At 57.8% G+C, this 25,512-nt stretch carries 21 protein-coding genes; 20 read left to right on the forward strand and 1 reads right to left on the reverse strand.

The genetic code is table 11. The features are described 5' to 3' along the window. The first annotated feature begins 58 nt into the window (after positions 1-58). The 10 genes from AB1748_RS09510 to tssC all read left to right on the forward strand — a co-directional run bounded on the left by AB1748_RS09510 (position 59) and on the right by tssC (position 13,870). Complete coding sequence (locus tag AB1748_RS09510) at positions 59-1,579, forward strand: aldehyde dehydrogenase family protein (RefSeq protein WP_293769647.1); 1,521 nt, start codon at positions 59-61, stop codon at positions 1,577-1,579. A 1,068-nt stretch (positions 1,580-2,647) separates the two neighbouring features. Then, complete coding sequence (locus tag AB1748_RS09515; RefSeq protein WP_111140784.1) at positions 2,648-3,244, forward strand: SH3 domain-containing protein; 597 nt, start codon at positions 2,648-2,650, stop codon at positions 3,242-3,244. Positions 3,245-3,267: 23 nt separating this feature from the next. Next, on the forward strand, positions 3,268-3,768 hold the full coding sequence (gene tssJ / locus AB1748_RS09520) for a type VI secretion system lipoprotein TssJ (RefSeq protein WP_111140783.1): 501 nt from the start codon (positions 3,268-3,270) through the stop codon (positions 3,766-3,768). A 5-nt stretch (positions 3,769-3,773) separates the two neighbouring features. After that, the gene (gene tssK, locus AB1748_RS09525; RefSeq protein ID WP_293770250.1) at positions 3,774-5,114 is read left to right on the forward strand and encodes a type VI secretion system baseplate subunit TssK; all 1,341 of its coding nucleotides are present in this window, start codon (positions 3,774-3,776) and stop codon (positions 5,112-5,114) included. Positions 5,115-5,134: 20 nt separating this feature from the next. Continuing rightward, positions 5,135-6,370: a DotU family type VI secretion system protein gene (locus tag AB1748_RS09530; protein ID WP_199560020.1), complete on the forward strand. Its 1,236-nt coding sequence runs from the start codon at positions 5,135-5,137 to the stop codon at positions 6,368-6,370. Positions 6,371-6,373: 3 nt separating this feature from the next. Then, the gene (gene tssM / locus AB1748_RS09535) at positions 6,374-10,003 is read left to right on the forward strand and encodes a type VI secretion system membrane subunit TssM (protein ID WP_367395403.1); all 3,630 of its coding nucleotides are present in this window, start codon (positions 6,374-6,376) and stop codon (positions 10,001-10,003) included. Positions 10,004-10,017: 14 nt separating this feature from the next. After that, positions 10,018-10,734, forward strand: a complete 717-nt coding sequence (gene tagF / locus AB1748_RS09540; RefSeq protein ID WP_111140780.1) for a type VI secretion system-associated protein TagF — start codon at positions 10,018-10,020, stop codon at positions 10,732-10,734. Between the two features lie 16 nt (positions 10,735-10,750). Further along, positions 10,751-11,764 (forward strand): type VI secretion system protein TssA, encoded by a 1,014-nt coding sequence (gene tssA / locus AB1748_RS09545; RefSeq protein WP_367396333.1) that lies wholly within the window; start codon positions 10,751-10,753, stop codon positions 11,762-11,764. Between the two features lie 76 nt (positions 11,765-11,840). Then, a complete protein-coding gene (gene tssB, locus AB1748_RS09550; protein ID WP_111140779.1) occupies positions 11,841-12,374 on the forward strand; it encodes a type VI secretion system contractile sheath small subunit in 534 nt (177 codons plus the stop codon). Beyond that, positions 12,371-13,870 (forward strand): type VI secretion system contractile sheath large subunit, encoded by a 1,500-nt coding sequence (gene tssC / locus AB1748_RS09555; RefSeq protein ID WP_111140778.1) that lies wholly within the window; start codon positions 12,371-12,373, stop codon positions 13,868-13,870. Before tssB ends, tssC begins: the two co-directional genes overlap by 4 nt. Before the next feature lie 254 nt (positions 13,871-14,124). On the opposite strand, the gene AB1748_RS09560 is transcribed toward tssC, so the two are convergent. Beyond that, positions 14,125-14,340 carry a hypothetical protein gene (locus tag AB1748_RS09560; protein WP_367395404.1) on the reverse strand — a complete coding sequence of 72 codons (216 nt, stop codon included), beginning with the start codon at positions 14,338-14,340 and terminating at the stop codon, positions 14,125-14,127. Positions 14,341-14,656: 316 nt separating this feature from the next. Between AB1748_RS09560 and AB1748_RS09565 the strand changes: the two genes are divergently transcribed. The 10 genes from AB1748_RS09565 (at position 14,657) to tssG (ending at position 25,468) form a co-directional block, all read left to right on the forward strand. Continuing rightward, a complete protein-coding gene (locus AB1748_RS09565) occupies positions 14,657-15,139 on the forward strand; it encodes a type VI secretion system tube protein Hcp (RefSeq protein WP_010246100.1) in 483 nt (160 codons plus the stop codon). A gap of 84 nt (positions 15,140-15,223) precedes the next feature. Continuing rightward, the gene (locus AB1748_RS09570; RefSeq protein WP_293769666.1) at positions 15,224-16,216 is read left to right on the forward strand and encodes a hypothetical protein; all 993 of its coding nucleotides are present in this window, start codon (positions 15,224-15,226) and stop codon (positions 16,214-16,216) included. Positions 16,217-16,998: 782 nt separating this feature from the next. Continuing rightward, positions 16,999-17,247, forward strand: a complete 249-nt coding sequence (locus AB1748_RS09575; protein WP_288478279.1) for a T6SS amidase immunity protein Tai4 family protein — start codon at positions 16,999-17,001, stop codon at positions 17,245-17,247. A 260-nt stretch (positions 17,248-17,507) separates the two neighbouring features. Further along, positions 17,508-19,379, forward strand: coding sequence for a type VI secretion system-associated FHA domain protein TagH (gene tagH / locus AB1748_RS09580; RefSeq protein WP_367395405.1), 1,872 nt, complete (start codon positions 17,508-17,510; stop codon positions 19,377-19,379). Further along, positions 19,376-20,167 (forward strand): PP2C family serine/threonine-protein phosphatase, encoded by a 792-nt coding sequence (locus AB1748_RS09585; protein WP_293769681.1) that lies wholly within the window; start codon positions 19,376-19,378, stop codon positions 20,165-20,167. The genes tagH and AB1748_RS09585 overlap by 4 nt, the downstream gene beginning before the upstream one ends. Before the next feature lie 10 nt (positions 20,168-20,177). Then, positions 20,178-21,143 (forward strand): hypothetical protein, encoded by a 966-nt coding sequence (locus AB1748_RS09590; protein ID WP_367395406.1) that lies wholly within the window; start codon positions 20,178-20,180, stop codon positions 21,141-21,143. A gap of 15 nt (positions 21,144-21,158) precedes the next feature. After that, complete coding sequence (locus tag AB1748_RS09595) at positions 21,159-21,986, forward strand: type VI secretion system accessory protein TagJ (protein WP_367395407.1); 828 nt, start codon at positions 21,159-21,161, stop codon at positions 21,984-21,986. After that, positions 21,976-22,551, forward strand: a complete 576-nt coding sequence (tssE, locus tag AB1748_RS09600; RefSeq protein ID WP_111140770.1) for a type VI secretion system baseplate subunit TssE — start codon at positions 21,976-21,978, stop codon at positions 22,549-22,551. The genes AB1748_RS09595 and tssE overlap by 11 nt, the downstream gene beginning before the upstream one ends. 2 nt (positions 22,552-22,553) lie before the next feature. Next, positions 22,554-24,425 (forward strand): type VI secretion system baseplate subunit TssF, encoded by a 1,872-nt coding sequence (gene tssF, locus AB1748_RS09605; protein ID WP_367395408.1) that lies wholly within the window; start codon positions 22,554-22,556, stop codon positions 24,423-24,425. Further along, a complete protein-coding gene (gene tssG, locus AB1748_RS09610; RefSeq protein WP_111140768.1) occupies positions 24,422-25,468 on the forward strand; it encodes a type VI secretion system baseplate subunit TssG in 1,047 nt (348 codons plus the stop codon). The genes tssF and tssG overlap by 4 nt, the downstream gene beginning before the upstream one ends. Positions 25,469-25,512 lie beyond the last annotated feature (44 nt).

The raw sequence follows: 25,512 nt of genomic DNA on the forward strand, positions 1-25,512 counted from the left end.
ATCATGTTAATAACAAGTTTCACTATTGTTGCATCAGTCACCTTTCAGGAGAATGACCATGCGTTACGCCGCCCCCGGAGAACAGGGTTCTCTGATTACGCTACAAAAGAATTATGGCAACTTCATTAATGGTGAATTTGTCGCGCCGGTGAAGGGAAACTACTTTACCAATACTTCACCGGTGAATGGATCGGTGGCCGGTGAGTTCCCGCGTTCGGATGCGGCCGATGTGGATAACGCGGTGGCCGCGGCTGCAGCGGCCGCTGATGCCTGGGGTAAAACCTCGCCGCAACAACGCTCGCTGCTGCTGCTGAAAATTGCCGATCGGCTGGAGCAGCATCTGGAAACGATGGCGGTGTATGAAACCTGGGACAACGGTAAACCGGTGCGCGAAACGCTGGCGGCCGATATGCCACTGGCGGTGGATCATTTCCGCTATTTTGCGGGCTGTCTGCGGGCACAGGAGGGCAGTGCCGCCGAGATCGATGAGTTCACGGCGGCCTACCATTTTCATGAGCCGCTGGGCGTCGTCGCGCAGATTATCCCGTGGAACTTCCCGCTGTTAATGGCCGCCTGGAAGCTGGCACCGGCGCTGGGCGCAGGTAACTGCGTGGTGCTGAAACCGGCTGAACAGACGCCGCTGTCGATTACCGTCTTTGTGGACTTGATTAAAGATCTGCTGCCTCCGGGCGTACTGAACGTGGTGCACGGCTTTGGTAAAGAGGCGGGTGAGGCGCTGGCTTCACATCCCGGCATCGCCAAGGTTGCCTTTACCGGTTCTACCGCCACCGGCGGCCATATTCTGGAACTGGCGGCCAAAAGCCTGATCCCGTCGACCGTCGAACTGGGCGGTAAATCCCCTAACATCTTCTTTGAAGATATCATGCAGGCGGAAGAGAGCTTCATCGAGAAAGCCGCAGAGGGGGTAGTGCTGGGCTTCCTGAATCAGGGCGAAGTCTGTACCTGTCCGTCACGCGCGCTGGTGCAGGAGTCTATCTACGAACCCTTTATGGCGGCCGTGATGAAACGGGTAAAAACCATCAAACGGGGCGATCCGCTGGATACCGACACCATGGTCGGCGCGCAGGCCTCGCAGCAGCAGTTTGACAAAATCCTCTCCTATCTGGAGGTGGCGCGTCAGGAGGGAGCGGAAGTGCTGGCTGGCGGCGGCATCGAGAAGCTGGATGACGCGCTCAACAGCGGCTATTACATTCAGCCGACGCTGCTGAAAGGCAACAACAGTATGCGGGTGTTCCAGGAAGAGATCTTCGGACCGGTCATCGGCATCACCACCTTTAAAGATGAAGCGGAAGCGATCGCGATTGCCAACGACTCTATTTATGGTCTGGGTGCCGGCGTCTGGACCCGCGATATTAACCGCGCCTACCGGGTGGGCAGGGCGATCAAAGCGGGGCGCGTCTGGACCAACTGCTATCACCTCTATCCGGCCCATGCTGCCTTTGGTGGCTACAAGAAATCGGGCATCGGGCGTGAAACCCATAAAATGATGCTGGATCACTATCAGCAGACCAAGAATCTGCTGATCAGCTACAGCATCGAACCGCTGGGCTTCTTCTGATTCACAGGCGGAATCTGGCGGTGCCCCTGCGCGCAGCCACAACAGAACCACGCTTCGGCGTGGTTTTTTACGTTAAGAGGTGCTGAAGAGTCAGGAAATATCTGATGACCACGCAACAAAAATGCGCCGATAAAGAACAATTAATCAGTTAGTTGAAAAATTAAACCGACAGATTTACGGTTTCTTTTAGCCTGAAAGCCCTCTCATTTCGCATCCGACATTCTTATTTGCAGTGGTACTGATATAACCCTCTGATATGTCTGGCAATATCTGAAAGCCATCCGCAGTTCTTTCCATCCCAGCCTTACGTCACCTCTGCGCCCACTGCGCCAGCAGTCCATCGAAGAGTACCAGATTTTACATGAGACTTTTTAATGGCCGCTTCGGTTCTGCGCTTTTTTTGCATAAAAACACTTCAGAATATCGGAAGTTTTTAGGAATCGTCTTAGTAGGCAGTTCAAAATCTGATAATATTTGTATTAACTCTATATATTAAATTTTTCTTATTAAAATACCGGGCGGCGTGTGCCGTTGAAATTCCGTAAATCTTCTGTAAACTTATCGATTAAATTTACAATATGAATGTGATTGCAGACTCACGGGCAGGATCTCTCTGGCTCGTGCGGTAGCTATGGATTAACGGATCTATTGTAAATGCATGTATTTAAAGCTATTTATTTAGTTATTCGAGATTTTCCATGCAGGTATATGCTCAACAATAACGCGCTTGCGATTAATGTTTTAATTAAAAGCGGTCGTTAAATAGCCAGGGATGGTATAAGGAAAACTTGGGTTTCCCCCGCCTTCCTGAATCAGACACAAAAAAAACGATCATATTTCTGATTCGATTTTTCGCGCGACTGATTTCCTTCTCGCGCCGTTTTCATCCCCGATGCTGCTTTTTTATACTTAATATTATTTGATCAGTCGGCATTTTTGCTGACCGCAGCCTCCAGGCATTTTGATTCAGGGGTGGCTTTAAGGCTGGTACTAATGGCCTTCTTCACCCGTGATATTTCCCGATTTTCATCACTGACTCCCGGCCTCTGGCCTCTCTTCAAGGTATGAATGGAACACAACATGAAAAAAATGGTGAAGCTTCGTATTGCGTTAGGGCTGATGTTTGTTTTCTCTGTCGCTGGCTGTAAAGCGCCGCCGCAAATGACGGATGACACGCTGGTCACCAGCACCGTGGATGGCGTGGTACTCAGCCATCGCTATGCGGTCAAACCGCCCGCGCAGTTCACACCGGTCAATGAAACCTATCGCGCGCTTTATCCCGCCTCGGTCATGAACCATCCTGGTTATGGCGGCAAAGTGGTGGAGACCCTGAAAAGCGGTGAAAGCTATACGGTGATTGGTCAGGTGGAGAACAACTGGCTGGCGCTGGGTGAAGCGGCCGACACCGCAGCCGACGCGCAACCCGAAACCGCCACCCCGCCAGCGAAAGAGGGCGATAAACCTGCGGCACCGCAGGCTGCCGTCAGGCTGACAGGCTATGTGCCGTTCCGCGCGGTGGTGAAAAGCGAACTCTATGACCAGACCATCAAAGCCGATCAGCCAAAACGTCGCGTTCGCACCAGCAAGAAAAAAACCTGTGTTGCGGTTAACGGCGACAGCACCGCCTGCCAGAACAGCACTAACGGAACCTGGATCATTAACTAATTGCATCGGGCAGGGAGGGCTTCATGACGAGAAATATGTCACTACGGAGTGGGCTGATCGTGTTGCTGGTGTGGCTGCTGTCAGCCTGCAGCAGTAGCAGCAGTCAGCCGCCAGCGACCTACTACAACCTGACGGTGCGGGCGGAGAACCAGCTTAACGGCGGTGCGCCACTGAAAGTCCGGGTTATGCTGCTGAGTTCAGATGCCGGGTTCATGTCAGCCGATTTCTACTCCCTGCAAAACCCGTCTGCCGACGCACAGGGCGGCGCGCAGCTCAATACCCAACAGTTCTTCCTGACCTCAGACCAGCGCAGCAAAACGCTGCGTATCAGGAGCCTGCCCGAGGCGCGCTTTATCGGCATCATGGCTGAATACCAGATGCTGGATGGCAAAATCTGGCGACTCTCGCTGCCGGTTCCCGAAGGCGAGTCACCTTCATTCTGGGCGTTCTGGAAACGTAACGATGGCGAGCTGAATGCGCATATTGTGGCGGGAACGAATGGCCTTCGCGTGGAAAAACAGTGATGCCGATGAACAGAGCGGAAAAAGTCGTCTGGACGGAGGGGATGTTTCTGCGTCCTCACCATTTCCAGCAGTCAGAAAATTATCTCCTCAGCACCCTGCGGGAGTGGGGGCAGTTGCAGCGCGCCTACACCTGGGGTTTTTACGATCTTGAGTTTGATGAGGCGCTGCTGCGTCAGGGCAAACTGGCGCTGAGTGCCGCCAGCGGCTGTCTGCCGGATGGCACCTTCTTTGCCTTCAGCCAGCCACAGCATGGCCCGGCCCCGCTCGATCTGCCTGCGTCGGTTGATCGCAGCAAAGTGGTGCTGGCGATTCCGGCCCGGCGCAACGGCCGTGAGGCCGTGGCGTTTCAGGAGTCGCACGATTCGCTGGCGCGCTACCTGGCCTGGGAAACGGAGGTGGAAGATGACAACGTGCAGGCGGTGGGCAGTGCCACGGTGCAGTTTGGCAAACTTCGCCTGCGCCTGATGCTGGAGCAGGATCTGACCGCCGAGTGGACCGCGATGGGCGTGGCGCAGGTGATCGAAAAACGCAGCGACAACCATATCCGGCTCGACAGCGACTACATTCCGCCGATGCTGACCCTGAACAGCAGCCGTCCGCTGCAGAACATGTTCAACGATCTCCACGGGCTGATCCAGCAGCGCAGCCAGCAGCTGAGTCAGCGCGCGCCAGGCACCGGCCGTTTCAACAGCGCCGATATGGTCGATTTTATGCTGCTGGCGCTGCTTAACCGGCAGCTGGGCCTGCACAGTCATCTTCAGCATCTGCCGCTGCTGCATCCCGAAACACTCTTCAGCCACTGGCTGCAGCTGGCGGCAGAACTGAGTACCTGGACGCCAGCCCGTGCGCCTGAAGGGCTGCCGCTTTACGATCATGACGATCTGAATAGCTGTTTCAGCCGTCTGTCGCTGCTGCTGCGTCAGGGGCTCTCGCAGGTGATGGAAGAGAGTGCTATCCAGCTGCCGCTGACCCAGCGTTCACACGGGCTCAACGTGGCAACCGTGCCGGAAAGCAGCATGGTGCATGAGTTTGGCTTCGTGCTGGCGGTGAAAGCCAGCGTGCCCGCTGACACCCTCATCACCCATTTCCCTGCGCAGATGAAGGTCGCGCCGGTCAGCAAAATCCGCGATCTGGTACAGCTGCAACTGCCGGGTCTGGCGCTACGGTCGATGCCAGGCGCCCCGCCGCAGATCCCCTGGCATTCAGGATATAGCTATTTCGAACTGGATAAGAACAGCGAACTCTGGAAAGAGATGGAGCGCTCGGGCGCTTTTGCGCTGCACCTTGCCGGTGAGTTTCCGGGCCTGAGCATGGAGTTCTGGGCCATCCGTAGTCAGTCAGAATAATAAACCGAGCACGCAGCATGATGCAGGAACAACCCCAGTCACACAGCGATCTTGCGCCGGATACCAGCCACCAGAATGTGCTTGTCGCGGCGGCCAACCCTCTGATTAATGCCATTCCCCAGATCCGTCACTCGCTCTCCCATGAGGATCCGGCGGCACTACGTCAGCAACTGATCGATCAGATCCGTCGCTTCGAGCTGAGCTGCCAGCAGTCCGGCGTGGGCTATGAAGTGATCATCGGCGCACGTTACTGCCTCTGTACCGCACTCGACGAGGCGGCGGCGCTGACACCCTGGGGCAGCCGTGGCGTCTGGACCAGTAACGGTCTGCTGGTAACGTTTCACAACGAAACCTGGGGTGGCGAGAAGTTTTTCCAGCTGCTGGCCAGGCTGTCACAGAACCCCAGACGCCACATCCTGATGCTGGAGCTGATCTACTTCTGCCTGCTGCTGGGATTCGAAGGGCGCTACCGCGTCCTGGACAATGGCCGCTCCCAGCTGGAGACCATTAAGCAGCGTCTGCTGCAGATGATCAAAGGCGTGCGCGGCAGTTATGCGGCGGCGCTGTCACCGCATCCTACCGATCAGCCCGTGCTGCGCAAACTGTGGCGGCCGATGATCCCGCTCTGGGCCTGTGCGGCCGTAGCGGGGCTGGCAGCCTGCCTCTTCTATATCGTCCTGAACTGGCGCCTGGGCGATTACACCTCGCCGGTGCTCGCCCGCATCTATCAGACGGTGCTGCCGGAGGTGAAGATTGGCAATCCTGCGCCGCCACCGCCTGCCACGCTGAACCTGCGGGCCTTCCTGAAACCGGAGATTGATGCCGGGCTGGTGGCCGTGCGCGACGAAGCGGATCGCAGTGTGGTGACGCTGAAAGGGGATGGCCTGTTTGCCTCCGCCGCTACCGAGGTTCGCGGCCGCTATACCGGAGTGATCCAGCGTATCGCGGCGGCGATGAACAACGTCAGCGGCCAGATTCAGGTGATTGGTTACAGCGACAACGTGCCGATCCGCAGCGCCCGCTTTGCCTCTAACTTTGAGCTTTCGCTGGCACGCGCCCGGTCGGTGCAGAGCCTGCTGCAGCAGCAGCTGGCACAGCCGTCACGGGTCAGGGCGGAAGGGCGCGGCGAAAGCAATCCGCTGGTACCGAACACCAGCGCAGAAAATCGCGCACGCAACCGTCGTGTGGAAATCACGCTGCTGGTGGCACCGGATGCAACGCAGGCTGAACTCAACGGCCCGGCAAGAGGGAACTGATCCATGCTGAATATTCTGTTTGCCGTGCTGACCAGCCGCCTGGCGTGGGGCTTTGTCGGCATTACTGCGCTCTCCTTTATTATCTGGGTGATTGGCCCGGTATTCTCGATCGTCGATTCGCGCCCGCTGGAGCCGGAGCAGAACCGCATGATCAGTATCGCGCTGCTCTATCTGGTGTGGGGGCTGGGGCAGGCGATCCCGCGACTCTATAACTTCTGGCTCAATCGCAAGCTGATGTCGAGCCTCGAAACCGGCAAGAGCGATGCGCCGGACGCCGATCGTCAGCGGCTGACCAGCGAAGAGCAGGTGCTGGCAGGGCGCTTCTCGGAGGCCACGGAGATGCTGAAAAAGGCGCACTTCCAGCGTCACAGCAGCAGAGGCCGTCCGTTCTGGGCGCAACGCTTTGGTCGGCAGTATCTCTATCAGCTGCCGTGGTACATGATCATCGGCGCGCCCGGTGCCGGTAAAACCACCGCGCTGGTTAACTCAGGGCTGCAGTTTCCGCTGGCGGATAAGTTCGGCAAATCGGCGCTGCGCGGCATCGGCGGCACCCGCAACTGCGACTGGTGGTTCACTAATGATGCCGTGCTGCTGGATACCGCCGGGCGCTACAGCACCCAGGAGAGTCAGCAGGAGCGGGATGCCAGCGAATGGCACCATTTCCTTGACCTGCTGCGCAAATATCGCGGACGTCAGCCGATCAACGGCGTGATCGTCACCCTGAGTGTCTCCGATCTGCTGAGCCAGTCACCCGAAGCGTTGCGCAACCAGGCGCTGGCGCTGCGTCAGCGCCTGATGGAGTTGCACGATCGTCTCGGTATCCGTTTCCCGGTCTATGTGCTGGTTACCAAGGCTGACCTGCTCAAAGGCTTTCGCAGCTACTTCGCCTCGCTGGATAAAGCCCAGCGCGAGCAGATCTGGGGGTTCACTTTCCCGTGGGCGCAGGCGTCAGCCGCCGATTTTGAGCTTAACAGCCAGTTCCAGCAGGAGTATTCGCTGCTGCAACAGCGGCTCGATGCCGGACTGGCCGATCGGCTGCTGATGGAGAGCGATCCCCAGGCCCGCGCCGAAAGTTACCTCTTCCCGCAGGAGTTCGCGGCGCTGCGGCCGCTGCTGGCCGAGGCGCTCGACACGCTGTTTGCCCGTTCCGATTTCGAAACGCAGTTTGCACCGCGCGGGATCTACTTTGCCAGCGGCACGCAGGAAGGTCTGCCGTTTGATCGGGTCATGGGCGAGCTGAACCGCGCGCTGAATCTGCCGGGTCAGCAGACGGGCGAATCGGGCAGCTGGGATCAGGTCAATAAAGAGTCCCCGATTCCACAAAACAAAGGGCAGAGCTTCTTCCTGAAAGGGGTGCTGGAGGATGTCATTTTCCAGGAGTCCGGGCTGGCTGGCAGTAACCGCTGGTGGGAGTTGCGCAATCGCGCGGGGCTGTGGTCAGGCTATCTTGCCCTGCTGCTGCTGTTACTGGTGGCGGGTGCGCTCTGGCTCACCAGTTACAGCAAGAACAAATCCTATCTGCAGGAGATGGCGGCCAAAACGCCGCAGGTGGAGCAACTGGGCGACCAGCTCCGGCAGCAGGTTAATGGCGATCTCTTTGCGCTGGTGCCTTATCTCAACACGCTGCTGCACCTGCCGGAGAGCGCCGATTTTTCGCTGGACTCACCGCCGCTGACGCGCCGGATGGGGCTGTATCGCGGCACGGAAGTCAGTGATGCGACCCGCGCCCTCTATGAGAAAGCCCTGAAGCAGCTCCTGCTGCCGCAGGTGGCGCAGAACATCACCCGCTGGCTGCGGGCCGATAACGGCAGCGATGCGGACTACAGCTATGAGGCGCTGAAAGCGTATCAGATGCTCTATCAGCCTAAGCACTACGATGGCAGATTCCTGCAGGCCTGGCTGATGCTCAATCTGTCGCGTGAGCTGCCGCAGAACGTGACCCAGCAGCAGGTGAAGCAGCTGGCGTGGCATCTGCAACAGCTGCTGGAGACGCAGATCCACGCCTCACCTTATGCGAAGGATGAGGCCCTGATTAAGCGCGAACAGGCGCTGATCAATCAGATGCCGCTGTCACAGCGCGTCTATGGCCGGCTGAAGCGCCTGTTGCAGCGCAGCGATACGCTGCAGACGGTCACGCTGGCGTCGCTGGGCGGGCCGCAGAGCGAGCTGGTCTTTTCGCGCAAAAGCGGTAAATCGGTGAATGACGGGGTGGCGGGTCTCTATACGCCGGAGGGGTACTGGCAGCATGTGGACAAACAGATAGCGCCGGTCACTCAGGCCCTTTACAAGGACGATCTCTGGGTGCTGGATGGTGCGGCACCTGCACAGAAAAGCGAGCAGACCGATCTGGCCGTGCGCCAGCTCTACGTACAGGACTACATCCGCCAGTGGGAGCAGTTCCTGAGCGATATTCAGCTTAACAGCAGCGCCGACCTCTCGCAGCGCATCAACACGGCACGTCTGCTCTCCGGCAATCACTCGCCGCTGCGCCAGCTGGTGATCAACCTCAGCCGCTTGCTGACGCTGAACCGGGCGCAGCCGGATGAGAAAACCGCTCAGGCTGCAAAGCCTCTGGACAACAGCGCCACCCGCACCCTTGAAGCCCTGTTTAGCTCGTCCGACGCCGCTGCCGCGCGTGGACAGGCCACCAGTCAGACCACGCCGGAGCAGGCGGTGGCCGTGCACTTTGCGCCGGTTATTGAGCTGGCCCAGCCGCTGCAGCAGGGCAGCAAGGTACTGGCGGTGGATGATTTCCTGCACCAGATCGATGATCTGTATCGCTATCTGACAGCGGTCCAGGATGCTGCAAACAGCGGGATGCCACCACCGGCCAGCGATGCCATCAGTCGTCTGCAGGCCAGCGCCGGTCGCCTGCCGGGGTCTCTGCAGAATATGGTTTCCAGCATGGCGGTGGGGGCCAGCAGCGATGCCCAGCGCCGCGACATGGATAACGTCCGCAAGCGCATCACCATGGAAGTGGGCAGTTTCTGCCGCCAGGCGATCGCGGGTCGCTATCCGCTGGTTCGCTCCGCGCGCAGCGAAGTGACACCGGACGATCTGGCCCGGATGTTTGCGCCGGGCAGCGGCATGATGGACAGTTTCTTTCGTGACAACCTGGCCAGCAAAGTGGATACCACCAATGCCGCGTGGCGCTTTACGCCGGGTATCGACGGTAAAAGCCTGCCGGGCGGCGAAGCGCTGCTGCGTCCTTTCCAGCAGGCACAGTCGATTCGGGATGCCTTCTTTGCCAACGGTGCCACCACGCCTGGCTTCCGCGTCACGCTGCGCACCGTCAGAATGGACAATGAGATCCTTAACCTGACGCTGGATGTCGACGGACAGATCCTGCGTTACAGCCACGGGCCGCAGGCGGTGCAGATGGTCAGCTGGCCCGGTCCGGGCGGCACCAGCCAGGTGCGGATGCAGCTTGGCCTCACCAACGGCACCACCTCCACGCTGGTCACCAGCGGTCCCTGGGCGCTCAATCGTTTCTTTGACCGTGCCCGCGTTACCGCCGCCGGAGGGCTGACACGCGACGCCACGTTCAGCGTGGATGGCCATCAGGTCACGCTGTCGTTTACCCCAGGCAGCATTCGTAATCCGTTCCAGCTTCCCGGCTTTAGCTGCCCCTGAAACAGGACCCGAACATGACTCATTACGCTGCACCCTGCTGGTACGGCAAACTGCCCAGCGCGGGTGACTTTGTTAAGCGCCGCTTTCCTGACGTGATCTATCGCCAGTGGTCCAGCTGGTTTCAGGTGGGTCTGCACCACTGGCAGAGCAATCAGGAGAGCGACAACGCGCCCTCGCGCCCGTTTCTCAACGCGCCGGTCTGGAATTTTGTGGTGCCCCCGATGCTGGGCAGCCAGCTGATCCAGATGGGCTGCCTGATCGCCGCACGGGACAGCGTCGGGCGCAACTATCCGCTCTGCGCGCTGCGCTACTTTACGCCTGCAGAATGGTCGCCCGCGCTGCTGGCCCGCTCCGGCGACTGGTATCAGCAGGTGGGGAATACCCTGCTGCGGGTGGTGCAGGGGGGCGGATCGCCGGAACAGCTCGACCAGGCGCTGCTCAGCATTCCTCAGCCGCAACCGCCGCAGGAGGCCAGCGAGTCGTCTGACATTCTCGACGTTATCGGACATGGCGATACCCCTTCGACCCTGAACTGGACGCTGCCGGGCGAGCATTTTGATCCGCAGTTCTACACCAGTTACTGGTGGACCAATCAGAGCGACGGTTTTCCGCTCTATACCCAGGTTCACAGCGGCAACTTCACTGCTCAGCTCTTTTCCCTGCTGTTCGATCCGGCCGGTGGGGCAAAACCCGGCCGGAACGGCCTTTATCCCCCGATGTTTGAATCATGAGGCGACGAGCGTGACGATAAATACAGAAACTTTGCTGGCGCCGATCGGCGATGAAAATCCCGGTGGCGACAACCTGGAATATGATGCCGATTTTCAGGCGATGGAGCAGGCGAGCGCCGGTAAAGCCGAACAGCAGTTTGGTGACACGATCATTCCGGCAGAACCGGCAGACTGGAATAAAGTCGAGAAGCTGGCGATAGCCCTGCTGGGCCGCAGCAAAGATTTGCGGGTAATGCTGACGCTGACCCATGCCTGGACCGAACTGAAGGGATTGCCGGGCTATGCCCAGGGCCTGAAGCTGATTGAACAGGCGCTGCTGCTCTACTGGGAACCGCTGTGGCCCCGGCTGGAAGAGGCGGGCGAAGCGGATCCTTTCTTCCGCATCAATGCGCTGGCGTTGCTGGGCGACAAATCTGCGCTGAGCGCAGCGGTGCGCCAGAGCTGGCTGCTGCGCTATCCCTCTGACGGTATCACGCTGCGCGATGCCGCCGCCCTGTGCGACGGCAGCAAAACCGAAGTCACTGAGTATCCCGGTGGCCTGCCACGTCTGACCGACGAACTGGCGCGCGCGGATCAGCCCGGTATCGGTGCGGTGCTGCAGATCCATGAGCGGCTGCAGACCATCTGCGAAACCGTGGCCGAACGGCTGGGTGAGGCGGCGGTGCCGGAACTGGCGCTGCTGCGCCGACAGATTGCCCTGATCGCCGAACGCTGCCAGGCCACCGACCTCAGCACATTACTGCCCGCAGCCGCGGCGGAACCGCCCGCAGAGACCGCTGCCGCGCCCGCACCGGCGGCGGCGCGTGCGGCCGCTGACTGGCGCAGCGTGCAGATCGGCTCCCGCGCCGATGCGCAGCTGATGCTGGAAAAAGTGAAGCTCTATTTTACCCGGCATGAGCCGAGTCATCCTGCACCGCTGATGATCGACCGCGTTCAGCGCCTGATCGAGCGCGATTTTATGGAGATCATCCGAGATCTCGCGCCGGATGGCGTACATCAGCTCGAAACGCTTTTCGGACGTCGCGACTAAGACGTCAACCTCTCACACAGCAGGACCTGCGCGCCTGCTGTGACACGTTATCCGCGCATCATTGATGGAGAAAACCATGGCAACAAGTAAATCCAGTGGGCAGAAGTTCATTGCCCGCAATCGCGCACCCCGCGTTCAGATTGAATATGACGTGGAAATTTATGGCGCGGAACGCAAAATCCAGCTGCCGTTTGTGATGGGCGTGCTGGCGGACCTGGTCGGGAAACCGCTGGAGCCGCAGCCCGGCATCGACGAGCGTAAGTTTCTGGAGATCGACATCGACAACTTCGATGAGCGCATGAAAGCGCTGAAGCCGCGCGCGGCATTCCAGGTCGACAACACCCTGAACGGCGAAGGCAAGCTGAACATCGATCTCACGTTTGACAGCATGGATGACTTTTCGCCGGATGCGGTGGCCCGCAACGTCGAGCCGCTGAACACGCTGCTGGAAGCACGCACCCAGCTGGCAAACCTGCTGACCTATATGGACGGCAAAAACGGGGCAGAGGAGCTGATTGGCAAGGTTCTGCAGGACCCGACGCTGCTGCAGGCGCTGACGCATCTGCCTAAGCAGAATAACGCCACTGACGATAAGGAGCCGCAGGCATGACGCAGAGTTCACAACAGTCGCAGTCGCAGGACGCGGTCAGCTTCAGCCAGGATGAGTTCAGCGCGCTGCTGAACAAAGAGTTCCGGCCAAAAAGCGATCAGGCGCGCGCGGCGGTCGAAAGCGCGGTGAAAACCCTGGCGCAGCAGGCGCTGGAGAACACCGTCACGGTGTCCAGCGATGCGTATCGCACCATCCAGGCGCTGATTGCCGAGATCGACGAAAAACTCTCTCAGCAGGTCAATCAGATCATTCATCATCCGGAGTTTCAGTCGCTGGAGAGCGCCTGGCGTGGCCTGAGCTACCTGGTCAACAACACCGAAACCGACGAGATGCTGAAAATCCGCTTTATGAGCATCTCCAAGCAGGAACTGGGCCGCAGCCTGAAGCGCTACAAAGGTGCGAGCTGGGATCAAAGCCCGCTGTTCAAGAAGATTTATGAGCAGGAGTATGGTCAGTTCGGTGGCGAGCCGTTTGGCTGCCTGGTCGGCGATTACTACTTCGATCACAGCCCGCAGGATGTCGAGCTGCTGGGTGAGATGGCCCGCATTGGGTCGGCTGCGCACTGTCCGTTCATCACCGGCACGGCGCCCGAAGTCATGCAGATGGAGTCCTGGCAGGAGCTGGCGAACCCGCGCGATCTGACCAAGATCTTCCAGAACACCGAGTACGCCGCCTGGCGCAGCCTGCGTGAGTCGGAAGATGCACGCTATCTGGGCCTGGTGATGCCGCGCTTCCTGGCGCGTCTGCCCTACGGGATCCGCACCAACCCGGTCGACAGCTTCGACTTTGAAGAGCAGACAGACGGCTCCGATCACAGTAACTATGCCTGGAGCAATGCGGCGTACGCGATGGCCGCCAACATTAACCGCTCATTCAAAGAGTATGGCTGGTGTACCGCTATCCGCGGCGTGGAGTCGGGCGGGGCTGTCGAAAATCTGCCGTGTCATACCTTCCCGAGCGATGACGGTGGCGTGGACATGAAGTGTCCGACCGAGATCGCCATCAGCGATCGCCGTGAAGCCGAGCTGGCGAAAAACGGCTTTATGCCGCTGGTGCATCGTAAGAACTCCGACTTCGCCGCCTTTATCGGTGCGCAGTCACTGCAGAAGCCGATGGAGTATCACGACGCCGATGCCACCGCCAATGCCCGTCTGGCCGCGCGCCTGCCTTACCTGTTCGCCTGCTGCCGCTTCGCGCACTACCTGAAGTGCATCGTGCGTGACAAGATCGGCTCCTTCCGCGAGCGCGATGAGATGGAACGCTGGCTGAACGACTGGGTGATGAATTACGTCGATGGCGACCCGGCTAACTCCTCGCAGGAGACCAAGTCACGCAAGCCGCTGGCGGCTGCCGAGGTGAATGTGGAAGAGCAGGAGGATAACCCGGGCTATTACGCCGCGAAGTTCTTCCTGCGTCCGCACTACCAGCTGGAAGGGCTGACCGTTTCGCTGCGTCTGGTCTCCAAACTGCCTTCACTGAAAAATGATAATGCTTAAGGGCTGAACAGGATGCCTGGTGTCCGGGGCGACCGGGCATCACGCAGTCTCTGAATGGATGGCGAGGTGTGAAGCTCTGCACACTGTCATTTGCTGAGCTGTCACCCTAATCTGATTTTAATATGCTAAGCGGGTTTTTCTGTATTCAGCCTGGGTTGTTTCTGTGATGAGAAAGCTTGTAAATGCCGTTCTGTCTTTTCATTCAGGAACGGCGTGGCCACAGATTTATGCGATGGCAGATAAACGTAAACAGATTAATGAATATTTTTACGTATTAGCCTGTTCAGCATAATAACAATGGCTATGCAGGCAGCAATAAAGAGCGATTTACCAGCAAGTAAGCCTGAAGAGCAGGCGTTAACGCTTCCATAACGGGCAACCAGATAGATTGAGCTTACAAGATCAACAATGGCATAAAGAGAGATCAGCGATAAAAGGATTATCAGGAAAACTGAGAAGACCTTTTTCATCTCTATTCCTTCCATGAATATTTAATGTGCCGGACGACTATATAATATTGATCATGGCGCTGTCCATAAAATGGGCACCTTACAAAGCGTAAAACAGTGCGTTATCCGGTTATTGATGTTTTCGCACTATAAATGCATATCTATTTTGTCCGGTTAATGACCGGCAATACGAATTCTGAAATATGGTTTATGACGATATTTCAGAAGCAAGGCAAAGGTAAAATATGGACTGTTTTATTCAGCCCCATGCTTTTCTTTTTGCCATATCCTTGCTTTTTTGAAAGCAATATTCGCAACCAATAAAGAGTGAAAGATAATGGCTATTGATATGTTTATGAAGGTTGACGGAGTCACCGGCGAATCGAAAGATTCAAACCACACCGGCTGGACTGATATCACTTCTTTCTCATGGGGTGCCTCTCAGCCAGGCAACATGTCTGTGGGCGGCGGCGGCGGTGCCGGTAAAGTTAACTTCAACGACCTGCACGTTAACGCGCTGATCGATAAATCCACCACGGCGCTGCTGAAGAACTGCGCCAGCGGTAAGCATCTGGCAAAAGTCGAACTCTCTATCTGTAAAGCAGGTGGTTCTCAGGTTGAGTACGCACGTATTACTCTGGAAGATGTGCTGGTGACCGCTGTGAACTATAACGGTTCCGACAACGGCGATACCCTGGGTATGACTTACTCCTTCCAGGCTTCTAAAGTGAAACAGCAGTACTGGGAGCAGAGTTCTTCCGGTGGCAAAGGCGCAGAGAGCAGCGCGGGCTGGGATATCAAAGGCAATAAAGAAGCGTAATCTGATACGCCCCTGTCAGGGGCGTATCTTGAGTTATCTGAGTAATTATTTTTCGCATACATTTAATTGCAAAAGGAGATTGTGATGACAGTAAAAAATTCTGTTGAGCCAGGTTTTTGTGTGGTCCAGCGGCCGGGAAGATTGACTGAACAAGCTATGTGGCTCTACGGCACTCGCAATATGCCTGCCGCGAATTTTTTTTTGCAATTAAATGCCGATGTTACCTGGGCTAAGCCGGGTCAGATTCTGGTTGTTGCCGATCCTAATGGAAACAATCATCCAGCAGCGATGCAAACGCTGGATGAAGCAAAAAAAAGAACTAACAATAGTGTTACTCATCTGACAGTTGATGAGGCAGATTTCTTCAATCGCCATTATGCTGCAATTGCTGCTATTACTAATTATATGGACAAGTCTTCAGGTATCATAGGTGAAGCAGGTGAGCGTTATTTTAATGAAATCGGCAAAAAACTTACTGCTATAGAAAACGCATACCGTAATCAATATCTGACGTCAGGGACATTATTTGGGCAACAATTTTTTGTTGAGCGCCGAAAATTGTTTGGTGAGCTAGAGGTTTTGTTGAACCGCTTATCTCGGTTGGTATTAAATTTGAAACCCTATGAGAAAATAAAACATGCTTTAAATTTATCTAGCTCCTCTATCATTCATGACTGGCGAACGGCGGGATCTGCGACCATAAGAGGCTATTCCACTTATGTTGATGGTGCAGCTAAAGCAGCAAAATTTATGAAAATGGGCGGCTGGGTATCGGTTGGTTTTGGGGCTTTAAACACAACTAACGAGGTTTATCAGGCCTGTACAGTAGACCGACAGAACGAATGTGCTAAAGTTGCTGTAACTGAGTATGCTAAATTTGCAACCAGCACAGCTGCTAGCATCTATGGAGGCTCTGCAGGAGTTGGTGTTGGGCAAAGTGTGTGTCTTGCGATTGGCGTAGGTACTGGTCCGGTTGGTTTTCTGACCTGCAGTGTGGTTGGAGCGGTGGTTGGTGGATATGTGTCCGGGGAAATTGCAAGCTGGTTTACTGGATTAACGATGGATAGGATTTTATGAGTTGGCCTTGCGTTTTAATTTATGTGTCAGTGATTTCTTTTCTTAGTTCAATACTTCTGCAGGTTATTGCCTATGTCATATTCAGAAAGAATGCTAATAAATTCGAGGAGATAATAGGTGAGTTTCGCAGTAGAAAGCTTGACCTGGATATCAGCACCAATGTCAGCTACTTTTTAAGTGCATCCTTTCATCCTTTAAAGATATCATATTTTGCTCGATTGTATAAAGGAGTGAAGCTGAGTCATAAAAGCAACAAAATGGTTAGTAAGGAATCATACGAGTTTATTCAGTCACTACCGGATAGCGAAATTCTTTGGCTGGTTCGTTTGCATAACCTGAATATAGTTGCTGGAGTTATGATGATTGGTGGCGGGATTGGTTTTATAATCTGGCGTCATTTTTTTAATTGATCGGCATTAAATTATTATTTTCTCAGTTTTGACTTAAAAGATAATTGGTCTTATTAGGCCTAATTTGTGCGCTCTGGATGATTAAGTCGTAATAATTTTATTATGTTGAAAGTATTCATTTTCAGAATGGTAGCTTGATTTTAGATATGATTTTGAGTGTTTCTGAGCGATCTGCTAGCAAAGTTAATTTTGTGGCGTTAAAAAACCACTCTATTTTAAATAGTTGGTTTTTGTGTGAGTGCCAGCAGATGTGAGGATTGAAGTTTTATTTTTTCTTGCATTATCCTCATCTCCTGCAGCGCTGGCAATTACGTTTCCGGCTGTAGGCGCCTTTATGCACCCGCAAATTCTCAGCCACTTGCTGCTGAGTAGTTGTGCGGGAAAATTTCTGCAGACAACGCATTCACTGATGATGCCTTTAATAGTGCTTCAGCCTGGCTGGAGGTAAATCATCTTCCCGTCGACGCATTTATCGATAGAGATAAATGGGTTAGCACTTATCTGAAGATGGACCTGAGCGGTTCGGTGAAAGGAAGTTTTAATATGATGAAATGCACTTTGCTTTCACAAAGTCAGGATGCAAAGTCGCTTTATGAAAAATATAAGAAAAGTCGCAACTAAACCTGAATTTCCAAAATACACAGCCATTTTGTTACAGATTCACCTTCACCATCACCTTGATATGGCTGACGCTGACGTCTCTGTTTGTTTATGTGATGAATTAATGACAACTTATTTTCTGCCCGATAGAACCGCGCTGCCCTGAATATGTCCCGATTAAAACTGTTTACCCATTAATATCTCTGCGCTCCCTATACCCCGCGCCTTTCCCCGAGAGGTGCGCGGTATAGATGCCGAACCGCTAACCGCAGGAATCCGTTATGCGCTTTACGATAATAACGACCAAACCCGGCCAACAGCCGCCGCAGACTCATTGTGACTTCTTTCCGCCCGGCGGTACGATTGGACGCGGCGTGGATAACAATCTGGTGCTGCCGGATGATGACCGGACACTCTCCCGCCTTCAGGCGATTGTGCACATCACCGCAAACGGTGAGTGCCGCCTGACCAACCGTGGCAATGTAACCCGCGTGCTGCTCAACGACATTCCGCTGGAGCGCGGCCGCCAGGTTGAGCTGCAGGATGGGGACATTCTGGGCATTGATGATTACCAGCTGCTGGTCAGCGACCTGAACAGTGCGTCGCAGCCGCAGGTGGAAAGGGCAATTCCGCGTCCTGAGGCGATCCGGCCCGCAACGGTGGCTGATGAGCCACCCGTGGAAAAAGCCGCCACGGCCGCGATTCCGAGTGAAATCTGGGACAGCCTGGCAAAAGAGTTTTCGATCTCAGACGATCTCTCTAAACGCAAACCGGTGCCCGAAAAGCCGGAGGGGAACCCCCTGACCGCGCCAGCCTCGCCGGATCGTAATCCCGAGGATCCGCTGGCCCAGCTGGTGAACGACGCGCCGCTGGACTATGGCCAGCAGCCGAAAAACCGCAGCCTGTTTGATGAAGGCGATGCGCTGTTTGCGCAGCAGGGCATTTTCGACGATCGGACGCCGAGCGCATTGTCGGCTCAGCAGAAAACCGCACAGCAGCCCGACAAACCCGCCGCCGAACTGGACCCGTTAAGCCTGTTCGACGGTGAAAGCAGCACCGATGCGCGTAACCAGGACGATCCCTTGGGTCTGATGATGGGCAACGCGGTGCCGCTGGCTCAGCCAGAACCACCTGCAGCGAAACCGGCGACCCTGCACGCAGCGCCTCAGCCAGCGTCACGGCCTGAAGGGCCTGCTGCACGTACAGCAGAGCAGCCGCCTGACAGCCTGAGCGACATGGAATCGCCATTATTCAGCTTCAGTGAACCTCACAATCCGCCATCTGACGCGGATAATTCTTCTCAGCCCCAGGCGCCGGAGCCGCTGCCGCCGATTGATGAAGAGCGCGCCGTACCGGCGGAGGCTATCAATCCGCAGAACGACTACGGCGGCATTACGCTGCCCACACCCCAGGCGGTGCAGCGCACGCCAGCACCGACGCCAAAAGGGCGGCTGCGTATCGATCCGGTTGCGTCCGGCCACCAGCCTGCCGCTGCGGTGCCGCCGTCGGCGCCAAGCCAGACCAGTGGCGACGCCCTGAAGGGCGAACTGCTGGACGCGCTGCTGGAAGGCATGGGCCTGCGCGATCTGCAGCCGACCCCCCAGTTCGACCGCGAACAGATGCTGCAGTTTGGTCAGATGCTCAGCATGTTCTCGCAGGGCACGGTCGCGCTGCTCTCATCGCGTTCGATCCTGAAGCGTGGGGTCAAGGCCGACATGACGGTGATCCTCGACGACGCCAACAACCCGTTCAAACTGCTGCCGTCGGGCAAAACCGTCCTGATGCAGATGTTCGGCAGCCGGATGCCAGGTTTTATGCCGCCGCGTCAGGCAGTGCGTGATGCGCTGATCGATCTGCAGGCGCACCAGCTGGGGATGATCGCCGGAATCCGCGCCATTATCGCCTCAATGCTGCAATCCTTTAACCCGGAGCAGCTGGAGGAGGAGGCGCGTCAGGCAGGGTCGGTGTCCCGCATCGGGCTGCCGGGCAGCCGTAAAGCGGCGCTGTGGGAGCATTTTGTTCAGCGTTACGGCGAGACGGCGGGTGAGATCGAAGACGATTTCCACACCCTGTTTGGCGAAGCGTTTCTGCACGCCTATGACCTGGAAGTCAATCAATACAAAGACTCACAAACCCACACGGATGACGCATGAATATCACTATTGCCTCGACGTCGAATCAGGGCGATCGCGCCAGTAATCAGGATCAGATCGGTGATGTCATCGGTAAACGTTCCGCCTGCTTTGTGGTGTGCGATGGCGTGGCTGGCTTTCCCGGCGGGGAGATCGCTGCATCGATAGCCCGCAGCAGCCTTCTGCAGGCGTTTGACGGGGATGCGCATCTGGATGCGCAGTCGATTCGCCGTTACGTCAATCACGCGAATCACGCTATCCGGCAGCAGCAAAAGGTCAGTAGCGAACATAGCCGCATGGGCACCACGCTGGTCAGCCTGTTTATCGACCGCGACTACCATCTGGCCTGCTGGGCCCATGCCGGTGACAGCCGCCTCTACCTGTTCCGCCGCGGCTATCTCTATCTCGTGACCACCGACCACAGCCTCGTGCAGCAGATGAAGGATGCCGGACATCGCACCGACGGCATCAACAGCAACCTGCTCTATTTTGCGCTGGGAATGGGCGATGAGCAGCGCGACGCCAGCTACAGCGACGTGGTCGGCATCGAAGATGGCGACGCCTTTTTACTCTGCACGGATGGTTTCTGGCACGGCGTAACACTGGAGCAGATGCAGCAGTCGCTGCACATGGTGAATACGCCCGCAGAGTGGCTGACGCTGATGCAGCAGATCATTAAAAACGACCAGCCGGATGAGGGGCAGCAGGATAATTTCAGTGCGCTGGCCGTCTGGATTGGATCGCCTCAGGACACCACTTTACTGCACTCGCTCTCTGAAGCAGCGCAGTTTTTCCCTCTGCGAGATTGAGAACGCCAACATGAAATATGGATTAGTGGCTCTGGCTGCGTTGCTGCTCAGCACGCAGGTTTATGCTGAAAATTATCGCATCGTCCAGTCCCCGGCACAGAAACTGGATGTCTGGATCGATGATGTCAAAAACAACCAGCTCTCAAGCTGGTGCAACAGCACGGTCAATCTGCGCATCGTCACCCTGGGTGAAAAAGATGCCGGGGTGCTGAAGGCGTTTCTGCCCCGGGTAGCCGGACTGATGGCCTCACAGTGTAAACCGCTGCAGACGCTGCACTGGCAGCTGACGGACGAGCAGGGCGCTGAGATTGCTACAGGCAGTGCCGCCCGCCCTCAGCAGTGGAAAACCGTCGTGACGCCGGCCGCGCCGCAACAGCCAGCTTCCGCTGTGGCTGCTGACCCCTTACTCAACGCGGCTCAGGCCGATACCTCACCCTGGCTGCAGTTCAGCCTGCTGGATGGCTGCCATTTCCGCACCTGGTGGCGACATCCGGCGCAGGGCAGCGCGCTGTTTATCCCGGCGAAGCAGGGGCTGACCTGTGGCGCCGATGGCTGGCTCAGCGGCCACAGCAGCCTGACGCAGCAGGGCAACGGTGCGTCAGCCGCAACCGGCGTCACCTTCCTGCAGGGCTTCCCGGTTTCGGGACTGAGCAATCAGTTACCTACCGCCGAACTGCATATTACGACGGTTAATAGTGAGCGCATGGTGCTGGGCAACGAGAAGTCGCCGGATAGCTGGCTGGTTCTGCCGTTCAGCAACCGCTTCAACGGCTGGCAGGCGACACGGCAGGTGGTGGTGCAGATGCCGGTCAGCGAAGCGGCCGATCAGAGTGAGCTACAGGCGCGTCTGCAGGAAGTCCGCAAGGTCTGGTCACCGTGGCTCAGCGGCGATGCCACGCTGAGCGTGCAGCTGGTGGAAAAACTGCATCCCGAACTGAAAGATCCCGCCGCCGCGGTCTATCGCACCGTTAACTGACGCAAAGGAGTCTGCATGCAATCTCTGCAACATCATCTGGCCACTGCCACGATCGGCGAGACGCTCGCTGAGGTCACGCGTCAGATTCAGGTCACGCCGGCGGATGCCGATCTGCGGGCCGCCTTTGTGCAGCTGCTCTGCCTGGCGGGTAACTGGTCGCGCGCGCAGACGCAACTGCACTCCTGGCTGGCGTTAAGCCCGCAGGCTCAGCCAACGGTTAATCTGCTGCAGCAGGCGATCGCTGGCGAGCGGCAGCGGGAAGCGGTGCTGCGCGGTGAAGCGGAGCCGGTGCTGCCGGGCAGCGCCTGGGCGTGGTGTAACACGCTGCTGGCCGCCCTGCAGGCGGACGCGGCGGGCGAGGCTGCGCGGGGTCAGGCATTGCGGGCCGGGGCGTTCGACCTGGCCGCCGCCAGTCCCGGCACGATCACGCAGCAGGATCAGCCGACCGCCTTCAGCTGGCTGATGGATGGTGACAGCCGCTTCGGGCCGGTGTGTGAAGTCATTAATCAGGGGCGCTACTACTGGCTGCCGTTTGCCGCGATCCGTGAGATGCAGTTTCAGGCACCCGCCAGCGTGACCGATTTGGTCTGGCGGCATACGCGGATAGCGCTGATTGATGGCAGCGAACAGGTCTGCCAGATCCCGGCACGCTATCCACTGCGGGCAGAAACGGAGGAGCATTTCCTGCGGGCCAGCGCCACTGAGTGGCTGCCGCTGGGCGAAGAGAGCGATCAGTTCATCGGTCAGGGACAAAAAATGTGGCTCAGCGATAGCGCGGAGTTTTCACTGCTGAACCTGCAGAAGGCGGTGTTCGATGATGCCGGATCGGCCGATGAGTCATGATTCCGGCGCGCAGAACGATCGCTATGCGCAGCTGCATGGCGGCTTTCGCGCGCGCAAAAAGCGTGATGCGTTAACTGCCCGCGACAAGCTCCAATCCTCCCTGCTGGATCGCCTGACCGACAACGCGCCGGATAAAGAGCAGGAGGCGGACAACAGCATGTTGATCACCCACAGTACGCTGCGCCGTCACGTCCTGCGCGATCTGCAGTGGCTGTTTAACACCATCAACAACGAAGCGCAGCAGGATCTCAGCGGCTTTGACCATGTGCAGCGATCCGTCTGGAACTTCGGTGTGGCACCCCTGGCCGGGCAGAACGTCTCCGACCTCGAATGGCAGGATATGCAGCGCAAAATGACCAACGCCATTCTGCACTTCGAACCACGGATCCTGCCGCAGGGGCTGCAGGTGCGCTGCATCAGCGATCTCGGCTCTCTGAGCCTGCACAACGTGCTGTCGATTGAAATTAAAGGGCAGCTCTGGTGCGTGCCTTATCCACTGGCGTTTCTGTTTCGCACCCAGGTTGATCTGGAGAGCGGCCACTTCGAACTACAGGATGCAGGATAATCATGGACAGCAATCTGCTTGACTACTACAACCGCGAACTGGCCTACCTGCGCGAGATGGGGGCAGAGTTTGCCACGCGCTACCCCAAAGTTGCGGGGCGTCTTGGTATGCACGGGATCGAGGTGGCCGACCCCTACGTCGAACGCCTGATGGAGGGCTTCGCCTTCCTGACGTCGCGCGTGCAGCTGAAGATGGACGCGGAGTTTCCGCGCTTCTCACAGCGCCTGCTGGAGATGATCGCGCCTTCATATCTCTCGCCCACGCCGTCAATGGCGATTGCGCAGCTGACGCCGGACAGCCGCAAAGGGGATATCACCCAGGGCTTTCGCGTGCCGCGCGGCACCATGATGGAGAGCCAGAACCTGAAAAAGACCGGCGTCACCTGCAGTTACACCACTGCGCACGATGTGGTCCTGCATCCGCTGCGGATCAGCGAAGCCACGCTCGGCGGTGTCCCTGGGGATCTCCCTTCTGGCGAACTGAAACTCACCGGCCTGGGCGCGGCCAGCGCGCTGCGCATCCGTATCAGCTGCGACGGGATTTCGGCGCTGAGCCAGCTTAACGTGAACGACCTGATGCTGTTCCTGAGCGGCCCGGACATCCAGGCGCTGAAGCTGCTGGAACTGCTGATGCAGCACCGGGTGGGCATCGTGCTGCAGTCGGTCGAAAAGCGCCCACAGCGTCAGGTTCTGACGGATGAGGCGCTGCAGCAGGAGGGCTTTGCGCCCGAACAGGCGCTGCTGCCTGACGATCTGCGCAACTTCGACGGCTACCGTCTGTTGCAGGAGTACTTTGCATTTCCGGCCCGCTTCCAGTTTATCAGCCTGGGCGAGCTGGCACCGTTCCTGCGCCGCTGCGACAGCGCCACGGCATTCGACATCATCATCCTGCTCGACAAAGCCGACAGCGCCCTCGAAAGCGTGGTGGACAGCTCACATCTGGCGCTGCACTGCACGCCGGTCATCAATCTGTTTCCCAAAACCGCCGAGCGCCTGAAAGTCAGCGACAGCCAGCATGAATATCATCTGGTGGTCGATAACATCCGGCCACTGGATTATGAGGTGCATTCGGTTCAGCGGCTGTTCGCTACCGTCGAGGGTCAGCGTGAAGAGCAGGTCTTTCGCCCGTTCTGGAGCACCTTCAGCGGCGACGAGGGCGACTATGGCGCTTACTTCTCGCTGCGCCGTGAGCAGCGCACCCTCTCAGAGCAGGCACAGCGCGACGGCACCCGCACCGGCTACATCGGTTCAGAAGTCTTCCTGTCGCTGGTGGATGAGCATCATGCGCCGTGGCGCGACGGAGTGCGTTATCTCTCTGCTGAGGTGATGTGTACCAGCCGCGATCTGCCGCTGATGTTACAACAGGATCAGGGTAACTTCGTGATGCCGGACTCGATTCCGGTAGGGGAGCTGAAGCTGTGCAAAGGGCCGACGCCCCCGCGTCCGGCGCTGGCCGAGGGGCTCTCCGCGTGGCGGTTGATCAGCCATCTGCAGATGAACTATCTCAGCCTGATGGACAGCCGCGAAGGTGAGGGCGCGGCGGCGCTGCGCCAGCTGCTGAGCCTCTATGCGAACCTCGCCGACGCGCCGGTCGCCCGTCAGATCGACGGCATCCGCCACTGTACGCTCAGCGCGGTTAACCGCCGCGTGCCGGAACCTGGCCCGGTGGTGTTTGCGCGCGGCGTCAGTATCAGCCTGGAAGTCGATGAGCAGGCGTTTTCCGGTGCCAGCCCGTGGCTGCTCGGCAGCGTGCTGGAGCGGGTCTGCAGCCGTTTAGTGGCGCTGAACAGCTTCACCGAATTTACGCTGAACAGCCAGCAGCGCGGCGAGGTGGGCTACTGGCCGCCGCGCATGGGCCGGAAAGCGCTGATATGAGACACGAAAAGGTCACTCCACTGCCACGGTTTACCCGCCTGCCGGAGGATTTCTGGCAGCAGCTGATGGCCGCGCCCTGGCGCTACGATCTGTTCCAGCTGCTGCGGCGGCTGGATGCGCAGGGCGGACAGCGCTATCCGCTGGGACGGGCACCGCTGCCGAAGTTTGAGGCCGTGCGTATCGGCCAGGCACCCTCGCTGGCGTTTGCGCCCGCCGCCATCGCCAGCGCCGCGCCGCGTGACGAGGCGGGGCGTCACGACCTGTCGATCTACAGTTTTGGTCTGTTTGGCCCCAATGGCCCGCTGCCGACCCATCTGACCGAGTATGTCCACGAACGCATCGTGCATCATCAGGATCACAGCCTCTCGGCGTTCGCTGACCTGTTTCATCATCGCGCCACGCTGCTCTTCTACCGCGCCTGGGCGGATGCGCAGCCGACCGTGTCGCTGGATCGCCCCGACGACCGGCGCTTCCTGAACTACCTCGCCTGCCTGGCGGGGATAGGATTACCGGCCCAGCAGCAGGCCAGCTCGCTGAGCCTTCATGCCCGTCTGATGCTGGTGGGACATCTCAGCCGTCACGGTCATGATGCGGAAGGGCTGGTGCGTATTCTGCGCCACTACTTTGGTGTGCCGGTCAGGCTGACCCAGAACCTGCCGCACTGGCTGACGCTGGATAGCCGCGATCAGGCCCGGCTGGGCGCAGGCCGCCACATGCCCCGTCTGGGCGTCTCGGCGTTTCTCGGCGTGGCGGTGCGCGATGTGCAGCATCGTTTTCGCCTGCACCTGGGGCCGCTCAGCGCCGCGCAGTATGCCCACTTTCTGCCGGATGCCCCCGGTGCGCAGGAGTTGCGCGACTGGGTGCGTCACTACCTCGGCATCGAAATGCAGTGGGATCTCAGCCTGATCCTTGCCGCTGACGACGTGCAGGGCGTGGCGCTGGGCGGCACCGCGCGACTCGGTTACACCAGCTGGCTGGGGCAGACGCCGCAGCCACAGGATCGTGAAGATTTTATGTTTGAGGTTGAGGCCGCCCTGCGCTGACTCAACCGCTTTGCCCTTACACAGCCTGCGTCTTTCATTGAAGA

Origin of the sequence: Pantoea sp. Ep11b (assembly GCF_040783975.1) — a bacterium.
Classification (GTDB): domain Bacteria; phylum Pseudomonadota; class Gammaproteobacteria; order Enterobacterales; family Enterobacteriaceae; genus Pantoea.

What these genes read in the sequence shown, in the direction of transcription:
- AB1748_RS09530 (WP_199560020.1), top strand. Translation starts at nt 5,135, where the DNA reads ATGCAGGAACAACCCCAGTCACACAGCGATCTTGCGCCGGATACCAGC.
- tssG (WP_111140768.1), top strand. Translation starts at nt 24,422, where the DNA reads ATGAGACACGAAAAGGTCACTCCACTGCCACGGTTTACCCGCCTGCCG.
- tssK (WP_293770250.1), top strand. Translation starts at nt 3,774, where the DNA reads ATGAACAGAGCGGAAAAAGTCGTCTGGACGGAGGGGATGTTTCTGCGT.
- AB1748_RS09560 (WP_367395404.1), bottom strand. Translation starts at nt 14,340, where the DNA reads ATGAAAAAGGTCTTCTCAGTTTTCCTGATAATCCTTTTATCGCTGATC.
- tssJ (WP_111140783.1), top strand. Translation starts at nt 3,268, where the DNA reads ATGACGAGAAATATGTCACTACGGAGTGGGCTGATCGTGTTGCTGGTG.
- AB1748_RS09585 (WP_293769681.1), top strand. Translation starts at nt 19,376, where the DNA reads ATGAATATCACTATTGCCTCGACGTCGAATCAGGGCGATCGCGCCAGT.
- AB1748_RS09570 (WP_293769666.1), top strand. Translation starts at nt 15,224, where the DNA reads ATGACAGTAAAAAATTCTGTTGAGCCAGGTTTTTGTGTGGTCCAGCGG.
- tssE (WP_111140770.1), top strand. Translation starts at nt 21,976, where the DNA reads ATGAGTCATGATTCCGGCGCGCAGAACGATCGCTATGCGCAGCTGCAT.
- tagH (WP_367395405.1), top strand. Translation starts at nt 17,508, where the DNA reads ATGCGCTTTACGATAATAACGACCAAACCCGGCCAACAGCCGCCGCAG.
- AB1748_RS09565 (WP_010246100.1), top strand. Translation starts at nt 14,657, where the DNA reads ATGGCTATTGATATGTTTATGAAGGTTGACGGAGTCACCGGCGAATCG.
- AB1748_RS09595 (WP_367395407.1), top strand. Translation starts at nt 21,159, where the DNA reads ATGCAATCTCTGCAACATCATCTGGCCACTGCCACGATCGGCGAGACG.
- tssF (WP_367395408.1), top strand. Translation starts at nt 22,554, where the DNA reads ATGGACAGCAATCTGCTTGACTACTACAACCGCGAACTGGCCTACCTG.
- tssM (WP_367395403.1), top strand. Translation starts at nt 6,374, where the DNA reads ATGCTGAATATTCTGTTTGCCGTGCTGACCAGCCGCCTGGCGTGGGGC.
- tssB (WP_111140779.1), top strand. Translation starts at nt 11,841, where the DNA reads ATGGCAACAAGTAAATCCAGTGGGCAGAAGTTCATTGCCCGCAATCGC.
- AB1748_RS09590 (WP_367395406.1), top strand. Translation starts at nt 20,178, where the DNA reads ATGAAATATGGATTAGTGGCTCTGGCTGCGTTGCTGCTCAGCACGCAG.
- AB1748_RS09515 (WP_111140784.1), top strand. Translation starts at nt 2,648, where the DNA reads ATGGAACACAACATGAAAAAAATGGTGAAGCTTCGTATTGCGTTAGGG.
- tagF (WP_111140780.1), top strand. Translation starts at nt 10,018, where the DNA reads ATGACTCATTACGCTGCACCCTGCTGGTACGGCAAACTGCCCAGCGCG.
- tssC (WP_111140778.1), top strand. Translation starts at nt 12,371, where the DNA reads ATGACGCAGAGTTCACAACAGTCGCAGTCGCAGGACGCGGTCAGCTTC.
- AB1748_RS09510 (WP_293769647.1), top strand. Translation starts at nt 59, where the DNA reads ATGCGTTACGCCGCCCCCGGAGAACAGGGTTCTCTGATTACGCTACAA.